This window comes from Streptomyces noursei ATCC 11455, assembly GCF_001704275.1.
GTDB lineage: Bacteria > Actinomycetota > Actinomycetes > Streptomycetales > Streptomycetaceae > Streptomyces > Streptomyces noursei.
On the sequence record NZ_CP011533.1, the window covers coordinates 8,661,933 to 8,678,662 of the forward strand.

General features: G+C 71.9%; 15 protein-coding genes and 1 pseudogene. 8 read left to right on the forward strand and 8 right to left on the reverse strand.

Annotated elements, in window-relative coordinates; all coding sequences use genetic code 11:
* The first annotated feature begins 2 nt into the window (after positions 1-2).
* Complete coding sequence (locus tag SNOUR_RS36940; RefSeq protein WP_067355882.1) at positions 3-464, forward strand: hypothetical protein; 462 nt, start codon at positions 3-5, stop codon at positions 462-464.
* 412 nt (positions 465-876) lie between these two features.
* On the forward strand, positions 877-2,856 hold the full coding sequence (locus tag SNOUR_RS47625; RefSeq protein WP_067355885.1) for a serine/threonine-protein kinase: 1,980 nt from the start codon (positions 877-879) through the stop codon (positions 2,854-2,856).
* 71 nt (positions 2,857-2,927) lie between these two features.
* Here the strand turns inward: SNOUR_RS47625 and SNOUR_RS36950 are convergent, their stop codons facing one another.
* The 3 genes from SNOUR_RS36950 to SNOUR_RS36960 are packed head-to-tail and all read right to left on the reverse strand — an operon-like array spanning position 2,928 to position 6,669.
* A complete protein-coding gene (locus SNOUR_RS36950; protein WP_067355889.1) occupies positions 2,928-5,087 on the reverse strand; it encodes a xanthine dehydrogenase family protein molybdopterin-binding subunit in 2,160 nt (719 codons plus the stop codon).
* The gene (locus SNOUR_RS36955) at positions 5,084-6,094 is read right to left on the reverse strand and encodes an FAD binding domain-containing protein (RefSeq protein WP_067355891.1); all 1,011 of its coding nucleotides are present in this window, start codon (positions 6,092-6,094) and stop codon (positions 5,084-5,086) included. The genes SNOUR_RS36950 and SNOUR_RS36955 overlap by 4 nt, the downstream gene beginning before the upstream one ends.
* A complete protein-coding gene (locus tag SNOUR_RS36960; protein WP_067355894.1) occupies positions 6,091-6,669 on the reverse strand; it encodes a (2Fe-2S)-binding protein in 579 nt (192 codons plus the stop codon). Before SNOUR_RS36960 ends, SNOUR_RS36955 begins: the two co-directional genes overlap by 4 nt.
* Positions 6,670-7,084: 415 nt before the next feature.
* Between SNOUR_RS36960 and SNOUR_RS36965 the strand changes: the two genes are divergently transcribed.
* The 4 genes from SNOUR_RS36965 to SNOUR_RS36980 all read left to right on the forward strand — a co-directional run bounded on the left by SNOUR_RS36965 (position 7,085) and on the right by SNOUR_RS36980 (position 11,429).
* On the forward strand, positions 7,085-7,663 hold the full coding sequence (locus SNOUR_RS36965; protein ID WP_067355897.1) for a TetR/AcrR family transcriptional regulator: 579 nt from the start codon (positions 7,085-7,087) through the stop codon (positions 7,661-7,663).
* 265 nt (positions 7,664-7,928) lie between these two features.
* Positions 7,929-8,792 carry an ROK family protein gene (locus SNOUR_RS36970; protein ID WP_067355899.1) on the forward strand — a complete coding sequence of 288 codons (864 nt, stop codon included), beginning with the start codon at positions 7,929-7,931 and terminating at the stop codon, positions 8,790-8,792.
* A 1,013-nt stretch (positions 8,793-9,805) separates the two neighbouring features.
* Positions 9,806-10,519: an eCIS core domain-containing protein gene (locus SNOUR_RS36975; protein WP_067355901.1), complete on the forward strand. Its 714-nt coding sequence runs from the start codon at positions 9,806-9,808 to the stop codon at positions 10,517-10,519.
* Positions 10,520-10,694: 175 nt separating this feature from the next.
* The gene (locus SNOUR_RS36980) at positions 10,695-11,429 is read left to right on the forward strand and encodes a hypothetical protein (RefSeq protein WP_159425997.1); all 735 of its coding nucleotides are present in this window, start codon (positions 10,695-10,697) and stop codon (positions 11,427-11,429) included.
* A gap of 91 nt (positions 11,430-11,520) precedes the next feature.
* On the opposite strand, the gene SNOUR_RS36985 is transcribed toward SNOUR_RS36980, so the two are convergent.
* A complete protein-coding gene (locus SNOUR_RS36985) occupies positions 11,521-12,087 on the reverse strand; it encodes a GNAT family N-acetyltransferase (RefSeq protein ID WP_067355906.1) in 567 nt (188 codons plus the stop codon).
* Between the two features lie 223 nt (positions 12,088-12,310).
* Here SNOUR_RS36985 and SNOUR_RS36990 point away from each other — a divergent pair, with 223 nt between their 5' ends.
* On the forward strand, positions 12,311-12,556 hold the full coding sequence (locus SNOUR_RS36990) for a GNAT family N-acetyltransferase (protein WP_067355909.1): 246 nt from the start codon (positions 12,311-12,313) through the stop codon (positions 12,554-12,556).
* On the opposite strand, the gene SNOUR_RS48725 is transcribed toward SNOUR_RS36990, so the two are convergent.
* Both SNOUR_RS48725 and SNOUR_RS36995 read right to left on the reverse strand, forming a co-directional pair.
* Complete coding sequence (locus SNOUR_RS48725) at positions 12,546-12,674, reverse strand: hypothetical protein (RefSeq protein ID WP_312635001.1); 129 nt, start codon at positions 12,672-12,674, stop codon at positions 12,546-12,548. The genes SNOUR_RS36990 and SNOUR_RS48725 overlap by 11 nt on opposite strands.
* Positions 12,675-12,706: 32 nt before the next feature.
* A pseudogene (locus SNOUR_RS36995) lies at positions 12,707-12,976 on the reverse strand (helix-turn-helix domain-containing protein); the annotation flags it as partial.
* A gap of 110 nt (positions 12,977-13,086) precedes the next feature.
* Between SNOUR_RS36995 and SNOUR_RS37000 the strand changes: the two are divergent.
* The gene (locus tag SNOUR_RS37000) at positions 13,087-13,350 is read left to right on the forward strand and encodes a hypothetical protein (RefSeq protein WP_067355915.1); all 264 of its coding nucleotides are present in this window, start codon (positions 13,087-13,089) and stop codon (positions 13,348-13,350) included.
* Positions 13,351-13,980: 630 nt separating this feature from the next.
* Here the strand turns inward: SNOUR_RS37000 and SNOUR_RS37005 are convergent.
* Both SNOUR_RS37005 and SNOUR_RS37010 read right to left on the reverse strand, forming a co-directional pair.
* Positions 13,981-14,502 carry a DM13 domain-containing protein gene (locus SNOUR_RS37005; RefSeq protein ID WP_067355917.1) on the reverse strand — a complete coding sequence of 174 codons (522 nt, stop codon included), beginning with the start codon at positions 14,500-14,502 and terminating at the stop codon, positions 13,981-13,983.
* Positions 14,503-14,966: 464 nt separating this feature from the next.
* Positions 14,967-16,688 carry an acyl-CoA dehydrogenase family protein gene (locus SNOUR_RS37010; RefSeq protein ID WP_067355920.1) on the reverse strand — a complete coding sequence of 574 codons (1,722 nt, stop codon included), beginning with the start codon at positions 16,686-16,688 and terminating at the stop codon, positions 14,967-14,969.
* Positions 16,689-16,730 lie beyond the last annotated feature (42 nt).

Sequence of the window (16,730 nt, forward strand, 5' to 3'; positions counted from 1 at the left end):
AAATGACACACCAGACGAAGGAAGCACGGAACGCACGCGCCACGCGGGGGAACCTCGGCCGTCGGGGCGCCCGACTCGCCGCGGTGGGCGCGATGGCCACGGCCGCGGCCGTACTGGTCGTCACCCCGGCGTTCGCCAAGGGCAGCGCGGACCTCACCGCGTCGCCCAACCCCGTCAAGGTCGGCCAGACCGTGCACGTCAAGGGCCAGGGGGACAGCGACGGCCTCCGGTACGGGCAGTTCTGCGCCCAGCAGCGCGTCGGCACGAAGGGTGCCTGGCACACCGTCAAGTGCGGCCACATCGTGGAGATGGGCGGCGCCGAGGCCAAGGTCGACGCGACGGTCAAGGCCACGCACAAGGGCGTCCTGCAGTTCCGCGGCGTGCTCTACGGCGTCGACGGCCCGCGCGGCGGCCACCCGTACGTGGACCGCACCACCGACGTCAAGACCGTCCGCGTGCGCTGACCCGGCCACCGCAGGCCACCTGTGCGGCCCACGCTGCCGGTCGGGGTGGTCGACGCGGCCGTCGACCACCCCGACCGGCACGTCCGCGGCCTGCTCGCCGAGGCCCAGCCCCGTGCGGAGGCCGCCGGACTCCACCGACTGCCGCCGCACGCGGCGAACCTCCTCGCCGCCGATCCCGCGTCCGCGGTACGGGCGGCGGTCCGCCGGAATGCCTGGCCGCCGCAACTGGCCGATCCGGTGCGCAGACACCTGCGCGCCGACCGCGATGAGACCGCCGATCCGCCCCTGTCGCCTTCCCTTCCGTCTTCCTCAACTCACCCCGGCGTGACAGTGTTTGACGAGCTCGACGGCTGTGACGCCGGCGCCGGCGCCGGCACCCACGGCAGTCGGAACACGGGGGAAGGTGACACGCATGACCGATACGGGTATCAGGGCGCTCGGCGGCGACGATCCGCGCCGGATCGGCGCCTACGACCTGCTGGGGCGCCTCGCCCCGGGCGGTATGGGACGCGTCTATGTGGCGCGGTCCACCAAGGACGGAGCACTGGTCGCGGTCAAGACGCTGCTGGCCGAGGGCGCCATCAGCGACACCGACCGGCGCCGGTTCGCCCGGGAGGTGAAGCTGGCCCGGCGGATCGACAGCGCCCACACCGCACGCGTCCTCGACGCCGACGCACACGCCGAACGCCCCTGGATGGCCATCGAGTACATCCCGGCGCCCTCACTGGCCGAACTCGTCCGCAGCGCCGGGAAACTGCCCGCCCACGCGGTGCACTGGGTCGCCGCGGGCGTCGCACAGGCCCTGGTGACCCTGCACGAGGCGCAGATCATCCACCGGGACGTCAAGCCCCAGAACGTCCTGCTGCCCCAGGACGGGCCCCGCCTCATCGACTTCGGCATCTCGCACGCCAACGACATGACGCGCACCCAACTGACGCTGGGCACCATCGCCTTCACCTCCCCGGAGCAGGCCCGAGCCGAGCCCTCCACCAGGGCGTCCGACGTGTACTCCCTGGGTGCCACGCTCTTCCACACCGCCGTCGGCCGGCCGCCCTACCCCGACACCTCCGACACCATCCGCCTGCTCACCCTCGTCCAGCGCGGCGAACACGACCTCAAGGGCCTGCCGAAGGAGCTCGGTGCGCTGATCCGGCCCTGCCTGGCCGCCGATCCGGCGGACCGGCCCGAGCCCGCCGAGGTGCTGCGCCGCGCGCTCGCGGAACTCGACGGGTTCCCCACGCAGCAGCGCGGCGCCGGCTGGCTGCCGCCGCGCTGGACATCCCTGATCGGGGAGTACGAGGCGCAAGGACGGGCGCTGGGCAAGAGTGGCGGCGCCGAGGCACCCACGGTCGACATGCGGACGCGGAAGGTGCCCCCGCCGAAGCCCACCCGCGTCTACACCGAGGACCGCAGACGCGCCGACGGCGCGGCGCGCCGCCCAGCACGCCCCAAGTCCCCGACCCCGCGGCCCTCGTCGGCCCGGAAACCCACCCCCGCCCCCGCGGCTGCCGGGAAGTCGGCATCCGCGTCGGCCCCCGGGCCGGCCGCCGCCAGGTCCGCCCCCAAGTCCTCGCCCAAGCCCTCCTCGACCTCCGGTTCCTCCTCCGGTTCCTCCTCCGGTTCGTCCGGGGGCGGGTTCTGGGTGGTGCTGGGGATCGTCGCGCTGGTGGTGATGCTCTGGAAGCCGTGGGAGCACACCGGGGCCGACGGCTCGCCCGGGGACACGTCGAGCAGCAGCGCCAGCAGTAGCAGCAGCGCGTATGCCGGCGGGGGAATCGGTTCCCTCTCCAACGGGGGCGGTGGCAGCGGAAGCGGTGGTATCACCTACAGCCCCACGCCTTCGCCCACGCCCTCGCCCACCCCGCCCTCGCCGTCCCCGTCCCCCACGCCCGTCGCGTCCCGCACCCCGAGCGCGGAAGACGTGGCCTTCTCTGCCGTACGGGCGGGTGACTGCGTCGACGGCTATGCGAACGGGTACGGCGGGTGGAGCCCGACGTCCCCGGACCGGGTGGACTGCCAGGCGGCCAACGCCTATCTGCGGGTCGGTTCCGTGCTGGGCTCCGGAACCTGCCCGTCCGGGCCGGGACTCGGCGGCTGGTGGCACACCGCGACCGACTCCTCGTCCGTCAATCTGTGCGTGGAGCGGCAGTTCCGGGTCGGCCAGTGCTTCCTGGCCCGGTCCAACGGCGGTCGGCCGGGCGGCGGCAACCTGCTCACCCTGTGGAGCTGCGGCGCCAACCGCGTGCCGCGGGAGTTCGGTTTCATCATGCAGATCACGGCGGTGCTGCCGGCCTCGGCGGGAACCCGTGCCTGCCCGCCCGACCCCGGCCACTACACCTACTCGTGGCAGGTCTACGAAGGCCGGAGCATCCTCTGCACGAAGGTCGCCTGAGGGGCGCCGGGCCCGATCGGCGCGCGGACCGGTCGCCGCCCCGGAGGCCGGGGCGGCGACCGTCGGCCCGTTCAGCAGCGGGCGTCGGGGGCCTGCGGGAGGGCGCCGGTGCCGGCCGCCAGCACCCGGTCCGGGCGGATCGGCAGGTGCCGGTGGCGGACGCCGGTCGCATGCCAGACCGCATTGGCGACGGCCGCCGCGACGCCCACGATGCCGACCTCGCCGATGCCCTTGATGTTGACCGGGTCGTCCTCGTCCGGGTCGTCCACCCAGTCCGCCTCGATGAGCGGGACGTCGGCGTTGGCGGCCACGTGGTAGCCGGCGAGGTCGGCGCCCACGACGGTGCCGGTGGCCTCGTCCCGGACCGCCTCCTCGTGCAGGGCCATGGAGAGCCCCCAGACCATGCCGCCGAGGAACTGGCTGCGCGCGGTCAGCGGATTGACGATCCGGCCGGCGGCGAAGACGCCCAGCATCCGCCGGACCCGCACCTCGCCGGTGGCGATGTCCACGGCGACCTCGGCGAACTGCGCGCCGAAGGCGTGCCGTTCACGGGGCGGCAGCGTGCCCAGCGCCTCGGCGGTGTCCGACCGCGCGGTGATCCCCTCCGGCGGGACGGAGCCGCCCACGGCCAGTTGCTCGCGCAGCGAGCGGGCCGCGAGGGTGACCGCCCAGGACCAGGAGCGCGTGCCCATCGAGCCGCCGGCGAGGATCGCCTGGCCGAAGTCGCTGTCGCCGATCAGGACGGTCACGCGGTCCGGCGTGACCTCCAGCGCGTCCGCGGCGACCAGGGCCAGCGCCGTCCGTGCCCCGGTCCCGATGTCCGCCGCGGTGATCCGCACCGTGTAGCTGCCGTCCGCCTCCGCGGTCACCGCCGCCGTGGACGGAGCGACCAGGGTGGGGAACGAGGCGGCCGCGGTGCCGGTCCCGAGCAGCCAGCGGCCCTCGCGGCGCACCCCGGGACGTGGATCGCGGTCGCCCCAGCCGAACCTGCGGGCGCCCTCCTCGAAGCAGGCGAGGAGCCTGTGGCTGCTGTACGGCAGGCCGGAGATCGGGCCCACCGTCGGCTCGTTGCGGGCGCGCAGGGCGATCGGGTCGATCTCGCACTTCTCGGCGAGCTCGTCCATCGCGCACTCCAGCGCGAACGAGCCCGGCGCCTCGCCCGGCGCGCGCATCCAGGTCGGCGTGGGCACGTCGAGGCGGACCACCCGATTGACGGTGTGGTGGGCGTCCGCGTCGTACATGGCCCGGGCCACGTCGGCGCTCCGCTCGACGAACTCGTGCACCGTCGAGGACTGGTTCAGCCCCTGGTGGTCCAGGGCGCGCAGCCGCCCGTCGGGATCGGCGCCGAGCCTGACCCGCTGCGCGGTGGGGCTGCGGTACCCGGCCAACGAGAACATCTGCCGGCGCGTCATGACGACCCGGACCGGGCGGTGCAGGATCGTCGCCGCCATCGCCGCCGCCACCTGGTGCGGGCGGGTGCCCTTGGACCCGAAGCCGCCGCCGATGTGCTCGGAGCGCACCCGGACCGCGCTCTGGTCGAGCGAGAACAGCCGCGCGAGTTCCTGGGCGACGAAGATGCTGCCCTGGTTGGAGTCGACGACTTCGAGCCGGCCGCTGTCCCAGTACGCGGCCGCGGCGTGCGGCTCCATCGGGTGGTGGTGCTCTTCCGGAGTGGAGTACTCCGAGTCCACCACGACGGCGGACGCGGCGAGTTCGGCCGCCAGGTCGCCCTTCTCCTGCTCCGCCTCGGCCCGCGGGTTGCTCGCCGGGATGTACGCCTCCGGATGCCCGGCGGCGAACACCACGTCGTGCGGCTCCTCGTCGTAGGCGACCGTCAGCGACTCGGCGGCCTCCCTGGCCTGTTCGGAGGTCTCCGCGACGACCAGCGCCACCGGCCAGCCCGCGTACGGCACCCGGTCGTGCTGGAAGAGCTGGAGCGCCGGGTCGGGTGCCCCCATCGGGGCGACGTAGTCCGACTCCAGGGGCTGGGCGTTGCCGTGGTGGAGGACGGTGAGCACACCGGGCATCGCCAGCACCGGGGCGGTGTCGACCGAGCGGATCCGGCCGCGGGCGATGGTGGAGACCACCAGCCAGCCGTGGGCGAGCTCGGCGAAGGGGATCTCGCCGGCGTAGCGGGCCGCGCCGGTGACCTTGTCGCGGCCCTCGATGCGGGTGTGCGCGGTGCCGACGGCACCGATCACCGGGACGGTTCCGGTCGTCGTGGTCGTCATCGGGTGGCCTCCTCGGTCCGCCGGCTCTCCTCGGCCAGCTCGGTCAGCACGGCGACGACCAGATTCCGGATCAGCGTCACCTTGTATCCGTTGTCGGGCAGCGGCTCGGCTGCGGCCAGTTCGGCGTCCGCGGCGGCGCCGAACGCCTCGGCGGTGGCCGGACCGCCGAGCAGTGCCCGCTCGGCCGCCTGCGCGCGCCACGGCCGGGACGCGACCGCCCCGAACGCCAACCGGACGTCGTGGACCACGCCGTCCCGGACGTCGAGGGCGGCGGCGACCGATCCGATGGCGAAGGCGTACGACGCCCGCTCGCGCACCTTGCGGTAGCGGGACGCGGCGGCGACCGGCGCGGGCGGCAGGGTGACGCCGGTGATCAGCGCGCCGGGCGGCAGCGCGGTCTCCCGGTGCGGGGTGTCGCCCACCGGGAGGTGGAACTCCGCGAGCGGCACCGCACCCGGCCCGTCCGCCGTCGCGTAGTGCACGACGGCGTCGAAGGCGGCCAGTGCCACCCCCATGTCCGAGGGGTGGACGGCCACGCAGTGCGCGGAGGCCCCCAGGATCGCGTGGTTGCGGTGCTCGCCGGTCACGGCCGGGCAACCGCTGCCGGGGACACGCCTGTTGCACGCCTTGGAGACATCGGTGAAGTAGGCGCAGCGCGTGCGCTGGAGCAGATTGCCGCCCACCGTGGCCATGTTGCGCAACTGTCCCGAGGCGCCGGCCAGCACCGCCTGCGCCAACGCAGGGTAGCGCCGCCGCACTTCGGGGTGGGCGGCCAGGTCGCTGTTGGTGACCGTGGCCCCGATCCGCAGCCCGCCGTCGTCGGCGACCTCGATCCGCTCCAGCGGCAGCTCCCGCACGTCGACGAGGAGCGCGGGTCGCTCCACCCCGCTCTTCATCAGGTCGACGAGGTTGGTGCCGCCGCCGAGGTAGCGTGCCTCGGGCTCGGTGCCGAGCAGCGCCAGCGCCCCGGGCACGTCGGACGCCCGCCGGTAGTCGAACTCCCTCATGCCGCACCCTCCACGTCCGTCACATCCGTCCGGCCCGCGGTGCGCGCCGAGTCCTCCGCGGCCCGCGCGACCGCCTGCACGATCGACACATACGCACCGCAGCGGCAGAGGTTGCCGCTCATCCGCTCCCGGATCTCGTCGGCGGTCAGCGGCGGTATGCCCGCTTCCGGCCGGACGTCGGTGGTCGCCGCGCTGGGCCAGCCCGCGGCGTGCTCCTCGATGGCCGCGATCGCCGAGCAGATCTGCCCGGGGGTGCAGTAGCCGCACTGGAAGCCGTCGAGGTCGAGGAACGCCTGCTGCACCGGGTGCAGCCGCTCGCCGTCGGCCACGCCCTCGATGGTGGTGACCTCCCGCCCCTCGGCGGCCACCGCGAGCTGGAGGCAGGACACCACCCGGCGCCCGTCGAGCAGTACCGTGCAGGCGCCGCACTGCCCCTGGTCGCAGCCCTTCTTGGTGCCGGTCAGGCCGAGCCGCTCGCGCAGCGCGTCGAGCAGGGTGGTGCGGTTGTCGACGGGCAGCGTGTGCTTCTCGCCGTTGATCGTCAAGGTGATGGCACCGGCCGTCGATGGGGCCATGGTCTGCCTTCTTTCACATCTCACACGTCGAAGGGCGCGGGGGCCCCGGCCGGGGCCCGCCGGCCCGGTCGGTCAGCGGAATCGGGTGGCCCCGCCGGGCGGGAACGGCCAGGCGGAACCGGATGCCTCCGGGCGGAGGGGACGAGGTGGTGCGGTGCGTCGCGGCGTCGGAAGGGCGGTGCGGGCAGTGCGGAGGTGTCGATGGGGGCGCATGGCGGCACCGGTCGAGGTGGCCGGTGGGCTCCCGACTGGTCCGATCCGCCGCTGGTCTGCCGCTATGGTGGCACGCAAGCGGACAGCTGTCCGTTACTGTTGAAATTTAACGGACACTTGTCCGCTTAGCAAGGACGATCGTCCACCCGACATCATCGGCCCAACAACCCTGACACAGCGGCGAATTCCGGGAGGTGGACGCGTGCACCGTCCCAAGGACACACCCCGGCGCTCGGACGCCCAGCGGAACCGCGACCGCCTCCTCGAAGTGGCCCTTGCCGAACTGACCCGCTCCGCCGACGCCCCGCTGAGCGCCATCGCCAAGAAAGCCGGCGTCGGACAGGGCACCTTCTACCGCAACTTCCCCGACCGCGAGAGCCTCGTCCTGGAGGTCTACCGCCACGAGGTCCAACAGGTCTCCGACGCGGCCGCGCACCTCCTGGCCACCCGCCCGCCCGACCAGGCCCTGCGCGCCTGGATGGACCGCCTCGCCCAATACGCCATGGCCAAGGCCGGCCTCGCCGCCGCCCTCCGCAAGGCCACCACCCCCCACGGCACCCTCGCCGCCGTGGCCCGCGGCCCCCTCTCCGCCGCCGTCACCCTCCTCCTGACCGCCAACGAGGAGGCCGGCACCATCCGCCCGGACATCACCGCCGAGGACTTCCTCCTCGCCATCGCCGGCCTCTGGCAGCTCGACCCCCACGCCGACTGGCACACCCGCGCCACCCGCCTCCTCGACCTGGTCATGGACGGCCTCCGCACGGGCGCGTGCGGACGGTGAGCCGACGGCGCGGACCGGCGATCCAAGCCGCGTGACGCGGATGCTCCGGGGGAGCGGCCAGGCCCGGGGCACACGCCGTAGGAACGACGAGCCGAGCGGTGCCGGGTTGTCCACCGCACGCCGGCCCGCTGCACGCCGGCCCGCTGCACGCCGGCCCGCTGCATGCCGGCTCGCCGCCCGCCGCCCGCCGACCGCTAGGGTTTCGGCATCTGTGCATCGGCATCTGCATATCGACATTTGCGCTTCAGCAGGAGGGCGGCAGGCGATGACACCCTCGACCGTGGGGATCGACATCGGCGGCACCAAGCTGCTCATGATCGCCCAACGGACCGGCCACGACGAACCTTTGATCCGCCGACTCGCCACCGGAGCCGCGACAACTCCCGACGCCATCGAAGCCGCCGTCCAACGGTTCCTCACCGAACACCAACTGACTCCCTGCTCCATGGGGGTCGCAGTCCCCGGGCTCGTCGAGGACGGACGGGTCGCGGTCTGCGACGTCCTCCCCAAGCTCATCGGGTGGCGGGGCCCAGTCGCCAACGACACCCCGCCCCTCCTCGTCAACGACATCCGCGGCGCCCTGGCAGCGGAGGCACGAGGACTCCCGGATTCCGCGACCGTCGTCGTCCTGCCCTGCGGAACCGCCGTCGGGTCGGCATGCCTTCACCAGGGAAGGGTGGTCCGCGGTTGCCGCGGATGGGCCGGCGAAATCGGCTACCTACCGGTGCCCACCCCCCGAGGGATCCTCCGACTCGACGACCTGGCCGGCGGCGCGGCGATCGTCCGCGCCACGGGCCTCGGCCCAACACAGGTCCATGCCGCGCTCAGTGCCGGAGACGCCGCCGTCCGCCAGACCGTGGAGGCAGCCGGTGAGTCGTTCGGCCTGGCCATCGCCACACTGGTCAACATCCTCAACCCGGACACCGTCCGGACCGCAGGCGGCACCCTCGGATACCCGGGCTATTGGGACGCCGCTCTGGCCACCGCCCGCACCCACTCGCTCCCCGAACTATGGGCCTCCTGCACCGTCGACCGGATCAAGGACCCCGAACTGGTCGTCGCCCGGGGAGCCCTCCGGCTGGCCGCCGCAGCGGCGGATGGCGCGGGCTGGGCCGAACAGTACGTCTGACGTGGCGTGCGCGCAGGGATCGTGTACGTGATCACGAGGGCGGCGCGTCCGCGGTTGGGCCTTGCATCTTGCGCCTTGGGCTTTGTGCCTTGCGCGTTGCGTCTTGAGTCGAAGGAGGCGGGTGGCTGCAAGGAGCCACCCGCCTCTTCTCTTCCTCCGGCGGCTACCGACCCTTGGCGCAGACGCGCGTCCAGTCGATCAACTTCTGCAACACCTCGAGCATGACCCTCTGCTTCCGTTCCGGCATGAAGGGCCAGCAGACCCACGCTGGCGCCGACAGCAAGACGAAAAGCAGCAGGGGCAGGTGCGAGAGCGCAGGGAGGAAGATCCTCAACACACCAGGAGTGGGCACGACGTGTCCTTATTACTCGAAGGAATCGAAGTGCGACACCGCGGCCCACCCCTAACCAACTACCTTTGCCGCAACGCCAGCTTACCGCCATGGCCAGGGAATACGCATCAAATTGGCGAGGCCGCAGGGACGTTGCGGCCGAGGGTCGAGCCGTGCCTGTGATGCCGGTGAACAAGCTCGGGAGCAAGTCCGTGAGCAAGCCCGCGAACAGGCCCGCGATCAGGACCGCGAACAAGCCGGCGACTGCGCTACCAGTCGCGGTACCGGAACGACACCCCGCACCGCCCGTGCTGCCCGATCGGGCAGCGATGCTGCCCCCGGTGCCTCTGCCTGTCGACGTCCACCATGCCGTATCAAGGAAGCGAGCAAGCAAGCGAGCACGCAAGCACGCAAGCAGGAAGAACGAAGGAAGCGAGAAGGAAGCACGAAGGAAGGAAGCAAGGAAGAGCGGACGGCTCAATCGAGGAAGAGGCGTCGGCTCACCCCGCACCCGTCCGAGCCTGGAAGGCCGCACATGCGCATCCACCGCCCAGGTGACGCCCCGCGCCAGCAACGGCGAGCGCCGGCGTCTGGCACGGCACGGCCACGCGGGATGCCCGCCGCGCAGGTGTCCACGGGCCGGGGCGCTGCAGTCCCCGCCCTCTGCACTCCACGCGCGCTGATGGCCCTGCAGCGCACCGTGGGCAACCGTGCCGTGACCCGGATACTGAGCGACGCCGGGCGCCCGGCGGCCCCGCAGGTCCAACGCGCCGCCGCCTCCGCTGAGGAGGCCACCGCCGCCGTACAGCGCTCGGCCGTGGCGGAGGCGCTGCGCGGTCCGGGGCAGCCGCTGCCCCCGGCGCTGCGCAGCGAGATGGAGGACCGGCTCGGCGCGGACTTCGCGGACGTCCGGCTGCACACCGGCGCCGCCGCCCGCGCCTCCGCCGCCCAGGTGGGCGCCCGCGCCTACACCTCCGGCAAGAAGCTGCCGTTCCTGGTGGACAAGGGCCAGAAGGTCACGCACTACGTCGACACGACCCAGCTCCCCGCCGACCGCCCCAGGCTGACCGACTACACCGTGGTGCCGACGTACCAGGCCGGCTACCTGCCGCCGTACATCCACCGCAACCTCGCCCGGACGGACAGGACGATCGCGGACGCCAAGGCCGAGCTCGCCACCCTGCAGCAGCAGGTGCCGCAGGACCAGTCCGCGATCGACGACCTGACGGAGCGCATCGAGAACGAGGAGGAGGCGGTCGCCTGGCTGAAGAAGAACGGCCCGGACCTCTTCCCGACCGCGTTCACCTGCACGGCCGAGTACTGGCTCGCGTCGTACGACCCGAAGGCACCGTGGATCATCAGCCGTGAGAGCCAGGACCTCGGCGCCCAGGCGTGACGCACCGACAGAAGCCCTACGGAGCAGTGCCGTGGTGGGCGTCGCGGGGATACTCCCTCACAGGGGCAGGACAGCACGGCCCGTCACGGCAAGCCCCAGCACGGCAAGCTCCGGGGCGGCTCCAAGGGGAGCGCCCGGGGAGAGCAGCGAAAGCACGAGGAGTGACGTGCAGGACATGACACACAGGAGCGGGGAATCCGGGTCCGCCGCACCGGCCGTCTTCCTCACCGCCGCCGAAGGGGACCTCACCACGCTGACGGTGCTCGACTCCAGGCTGCGCCGGCGCGGGGTGCGCATCGGTGTGGATGCCGAGCGTGTACTGACCGACGGCATCCTGCAGGAGCCGGTGCTGCAGGACCTCGGTGCGTGCGACGCGGTCGTCGCGGTGTGGAGCTGGGCCGCGGCCGGGGACCCGCTGGTGGTGGCCCACCTGGAGACCGCCGCGTCCTTCGGCAAACGCACCATCCAGTACGCGCCGCACGACGAGGCACAGTTCGAGGACCTGCTCCGCGCGGTCTACGGGACGGCCCCCGTGCCCGCTCCCCGGACGCCCGCCGGGATCGTGATCACGCCCGGACGGTGGCGGATCACCGACGGTGACACATCGTTCGAACTCGACCTCGTGCTCGCCCCCGACGGGCGCACGACCGGCCTCGGCACCGCCCGGGACCACACCGGACGCATCACCGGCAGCTGGCGATACGACAGAACGGACGAAGAGCTCGCCCTCGACCTGCGGATCACCGTCGGGCTGCGGCCGGCGCCCCTGCAACTGCTGCTCCACCCGACCCGCCGCGACGGCGACCGCATCCACGCCGCCGACGCGCACGGCCTGGCCGCACCCCACACGTACACCCTCGAACCTGGCGACGAGGAACCAGCCGACGAGGGCGCAGCAGGCTCGCTGTGAGGCTCTTGCTGCGACGCGCCGCCGTCCGCTGCCATGCCATGCCATGCCATGCCGTGCTGTGCCGTGCTGTGCCGTGCAGTGGGGAACCGGCCTAGGCCGGCGGCTGGGGCAAGTTGAGAACCATGACGTCATGGAGATCGGCACCGGTCCACGGGTGAGCCTCACCGACCTTGCGGTAGCCCCACGATCGGTAGGCCGCCTGTGCCGCCTCGCTCGCCGGATGGACGTGGAGCCGCACGCGCCCGGCCTCGACCCCGTCAAGGAGCGTTTCGTGCAGGCGGCATGCGAGGCCGAGCCCGCGCCACGGCAGGCGCACGGCCAGCTCCATCAGCCCGAAGGTGCGATGGCCGGCCTCGCGGCGGATGTCGTCCGACGCGAGTGGGTCGGGCGAGTCCCACCAGCCGGTCTGCGCTCCCAGGAGGGAGCCGTACGCCATGCCGATGGGCGTGCCGTCCGGCGTGCGGGCAAGGGCGGCCCGGAAGGTGCGTTTCCTTGTGTGGGAGCGGAAGCGCTGGAAGGTGGCTGCGACGTCGTGTTCGGTCTCGCGATAGGGCGGTTCGGCGAACGCGTCGGCGTACACGAGGGTGAAGTCGGCCTCGGCCCGCTCGGCGGCCGGGCCGTCCAGGCGTGTGACGGTGAGGGCTTCGGTGTGGCGCATGTGGTGCTCCTCGGGCGGTCTCGCGGTGGCGGTCGCCACATTCGCGGGCGACCGCCGTGCCGGTTCCGGCGACGGCGCACCGGAACTTCCGGATGCTGCCCAGCAATCGCGGCGATGAGATGCCTCCGTTCGCCTGAACTACGGCCGCCATCTCGGCACATGCCATGCCATGCGTGTCATGCCATGCGTGTCATGCCATGTGGTGTTGACGCGAAGCCGCCCGGTGTCCTTGAGCACCGCGGGTCGGGGTCTGGCCACCTCGGCCGTGCGGGAGGTGTGCGGCCTTGCCGTCAACGGATACGGGTTGACCACCCTGCGAGCCGCCACCACCGTCGACAACGCGGCGTCCCGGGCCGTACTGTCCCGCGCGGGGTTCACCCTCACCGGCACGACGCGGCTCTCCGGCCGCCCGGGCCTGACGTTCCTTCGGAACCTTGCGGACTTCTCCGCTGCCCGCGTCAGACAGTGACGGCCGAGCTCGTCTGCTTCGTGGCGTCGGCCTCCGGTGTGGGAATCGTCGGCACTTTCGTGTCGACGAAGATGACCTCGGTGTCGATGCGGTCGCCAGGCTTGAGGTTCTTGGTCACCTGCTCCTGGAACTCGGCCGGCAGGCCGTGGTGGCCAGCAGCGCGAGGTGCTGCTTCTCGTCACGGGACAGGCGCAGCGCGTCGGCGAGCGCGGTGAGCACGGCGCCGGAAGGGTTGGTGTCCCGGCCCTGCTCAAGGCGTTCCAGATACTCGACGCTCAACCCGGCGAGCGTGGCGAGTTCCGCGCGGCGCAGCCCCGGAGTGCGCCGTCGGCCATGGGAGGCCAGGCCCACCTGCTCGGGCTTGAGCCGCTCCCGGCGTGAACGCAGGAACGCGGCCAAGCTGCTCGGGTGTGTCGTCATACGAGGGTGACCCCCTGATTCCGGCCGTGTGCCGCCGATGGCTGCGGAGCCCGGAGGCGGCGGACTGCCGCAGGGTGAAGGAGCGCCGGGCCCCTTGCGGAGGAGCCCGTGTGCTGCCCGCATTCTTCGCCAGGGTGTCTTCCCATTCGTCGGCGCTGATCAGCGCCGCGGCCGGTCTGGCGCTCTCCTCATCCGGCGAGGCGAGGTCGGACGAGAGAACGGATGAGAAAACGGATGAGATCTCGGACGAGGCGAGCAGGGACGCGAAGAGGCGAAGGCGAGACGAGGCGGGACGCGAGACGCGTTTGCCGATGAGCGGCTGCCTGTTTCGAGGACCGGTGTTCTGGTCGGCGTTCGGTGGCGGCCGGCACTGACTGATTGCCCGTCAAGCGACCTACCAAATTTGCTAGTTACTCCGGACCGAAGCCTGCGTCACCTTCGGTAATATGTGCGGTATTCGCACCGTCTGAGGCCCCTCGATCCCGCTGTTCTGCCAGTGATGTCCATCTCACATTCTGGGACGAACTCTTGAAGCACCTCCTGTGGGCTGCCTTAATACCCGTAATGATCTTGCCGTTCACGAGTCGGGGGCGTCTGCCGGCGCATGACGTCCTGCGTCACGGCTCACTTCGCTGCCATGACACCCGTGCCTGACGTCACTGCCGCCAAGGGAGGGTCGGGTTCCCCTGCTCCGGGTGCGGTGGACGCCAGTTCGGCAGGTGTGTGGGACGTGGGACCGCGCGGGTAAGAAGTGCTCATAAGGGGGAATTGCCGTGGCCGCGTCGACGACCAGCCTTCTGGAGTGCCGGTTACTGGGTCCGCTGGACATCGAAGTGGGCGGCCGACGGCTTCAGATGACGGCGCCTCGACTGCAGTCCGTATTGGGCACGCTGCTCCCCGGCCGCCCCGCGCATCGCGACTGGTGACGACCTCGGCGACGATCGGGGCGTGCCCGATGCGCGGACCGGGCGGGCGGGACCGCAACCAGGGCGGGGCCGAGCAGGTCAGCCCCCGACCGGGGCGAGGTCGGCGGCGCCGAAGGAGACGGAGAACCGCTCGCACCAGATCACCGCGCTGCGGAACTTCGACAGGTCCGTCCCGGCGGGGACGGCGTAGTTCTGGTTTCCCAAGTTGCCTTTGAGCTTGCCGAGTCGGACCGCGCCGTCCCCGAGCCCGGCCTTCACCGCGCCGGCGTCCTCGCGGGAGAGGTAGACCCGTACATCCGGTCCTTCGCTCGTCATGAGGTCCTCCAACCGCAACACCTGCCCACCGCCCGCGAGCCGGACGGTGCGGGCCGTGCCGCTGGTGCGGTGCTCATGGCTGACGAAGCCGCCCTGTGCGAGGTCCCGGGGCCCCGCGTCCTTCATCGCCGGTCCGGCCGCGGGCTGGGAAGCGGTCGGCAGGGCCTCGTTCACGCTGGTGTCGGTGAACGCCTTCCAGGGTTGGAAGAGATACAGCCCGATGCCGGCGGCGACCACCAGCACCAGAAGAACGGGCACGACAGCACGGCGGGACACACCAGACATCAAGACCTCCTGAAGGGAACGGACGAGTGGCTGCGATCGGCCAACCCGTCATCCCCCAGCAAACACGCCCCCGCCCTGCCGGGGATACCGGTACAGACCCCCTGTAAGACACCGGTAACCAGTCCGACGACGGGCCCGACCCGTCGGACGATCAGAACCAGGCGGACGAGCAGTACAACTCACGGGTGGGGAGGCGGGGAGGTGCGGTGGTGCGGCTCGCGGGCCGCCGAGCGGAGCGGCCAGGTAGCGACGTGCGGTGGTGATCCGGTCGGCGGACGTCCCGCCATGGACGTCCGCGGCATGAGTGATGCCGCACGTGGGCGGGACGAGGTGGATGGCGGCGGCCTCCCTGCAGACAGCCCTGCGCCTTCCGGACATCCGATGAGCGATGCGTCCGGAACAAGCGGCCTCGGCGGCCCGGGACCGGTGTGCGGTCCCGGGCCGCCGAGCAGCTCGCAAGGACGTTACGGCGCCATCTCGTAGGCCCCGGCCAGTGCCTCGACGCGCTGCCAGACACGGGCGGAGCGGGCCTCGTCGGTGACCGGGCGGCGGACCGCGCCCAGTGCCCAGTGCTGCTGGGCCTCGGTGGCGGAGTCCTTGCCGTGCAGTTCGACGGCGTGCGCGGAGAAGTCGCGGACGAGGACGGCGAACAGTTCGTCCAGGACGTCGGCTTCCAGGCCGGTCAGGTGCGCCTGCTCCAGGATCAGCTGGCCGTGCACGACCAGCGCGAAGAGCTGGCCGACGGCGAGGAGGAGGTCGAGGTCGCGGCTCTGCTCCTCGTCGGGCGCGGCGGTGGTGACGAACTCGCAGAGCGCGTCGGCCTGTTCACGGAAGCGGGCGACGTTGGGCAGCTCGGCGTAGCGGTCGTAGGCGGTCCGCCAGTCGTGGAAGCGGATGGCGCCCAGGCCGCGGGCGGGGCCCTGCCGGAAGAGGAAGTCGTCGTCGGCCGCGTCGAGGCGAGTCGGCACCGGCTCGTACTCGGCGGGGTTCAGCAGATGGTTGCCCATGAACTTCAGGATCAGGGCGAGGTTGACGTGGACCGTGCCCTCCAGCTTCGGCAGGCCCCGGATCTCGGTCGCTGCCTGGGCGAAGTAGGTGTCCTTCTCGAAGCCCTTGGCGGCGATCACGTCCCACATCAGGTCGATGACCTTCTCGCCCTCGGTGGTCACCTTCATCTTCGTCATGGGGTTGAAGAGCAGGTAGCGGCGGTCCTCGGGCCCGGCGGACCGGAAGTAGTCGACCGCGCGGTCGCTGAACAGCTTCATGCCGACGAGGCGGACGTAGGCGTCGGTCAGCTCGCGGCGCACGTGCGGGAAGGCGGTGACCGGGCGGCCGTAGAGTATGCGGTTCTGCGCGTGGGTGACCGCCTCGTACATGGCGTGTTCGCAGATGCCGATGGCGCCGGTGCAGAGGTTGAACTTGCCGACGTTGACGGTGTTGAGGGCGGCGTCGAAGGCGGCGCGGCCGGTGTGCAGGACGTCATCCGGGCCGACCGGGTAGTTGTCGAGTCGGAACTCGCTGACGTACTTCGAGGAGTCGACGACGTTCTTCACGAGGTGGTACGCCGGGTGGCGGCTGTCGGCGGCGAAGAAGACGTACCCGTCCGGGCCCTCGACGTCGGTGCGGCGGCCGAAGACGGACACGAGCCCGGCCGCGTTGCCGTTGCCGATGTAGTACTTGGAGCCGCTGGCCCGGAAGCCGCCGTCGCCGTCGGGCTCCAGCAGCATGTCGGTGGAGTAGATGTCGGCGCCGTGGGCCTTCTCGGAGAGGCCGAAGGCGAACACCTCGCCCTGGTCGAGGAGTCCGGCGGCGCGGGCGCGGGCGGTGGCGTTGTCGCTCTGCCAGACCGGGCCCAGTCCGAGGATGGTGACCTGCCAGGCGTACCAGTAGTCGAGCCCGTAGAAGCCGAAGATCTCGTTGAGGGCGGCGATCCGGGCGGTGTCCCAGCGCTTGTCCGGCTGCCCGTCGGCGGCGGAGGCGGGGGTGAGGAAGGTCGCGAAGAGCCCTTCCTTCGCGGCGAACGCGAGGAACTCCGCCAGCCAGGCACGGGAGCGGTAGTCCTCGATGAGCTTGCGCTTGCCGCGCTCCTCGAACCAGTCGACGGTGGCGCGCAGCAGCCGGCGGGTCTCGGCGTCGAAGTGCGCGGGGTCGTAGGTGCGGGGGTTGAACAGCAGGGAATCGGCCATGAGGGTCGCCTTTCCGGGCTCGGTGGTTTCGGGAGAGGTGCG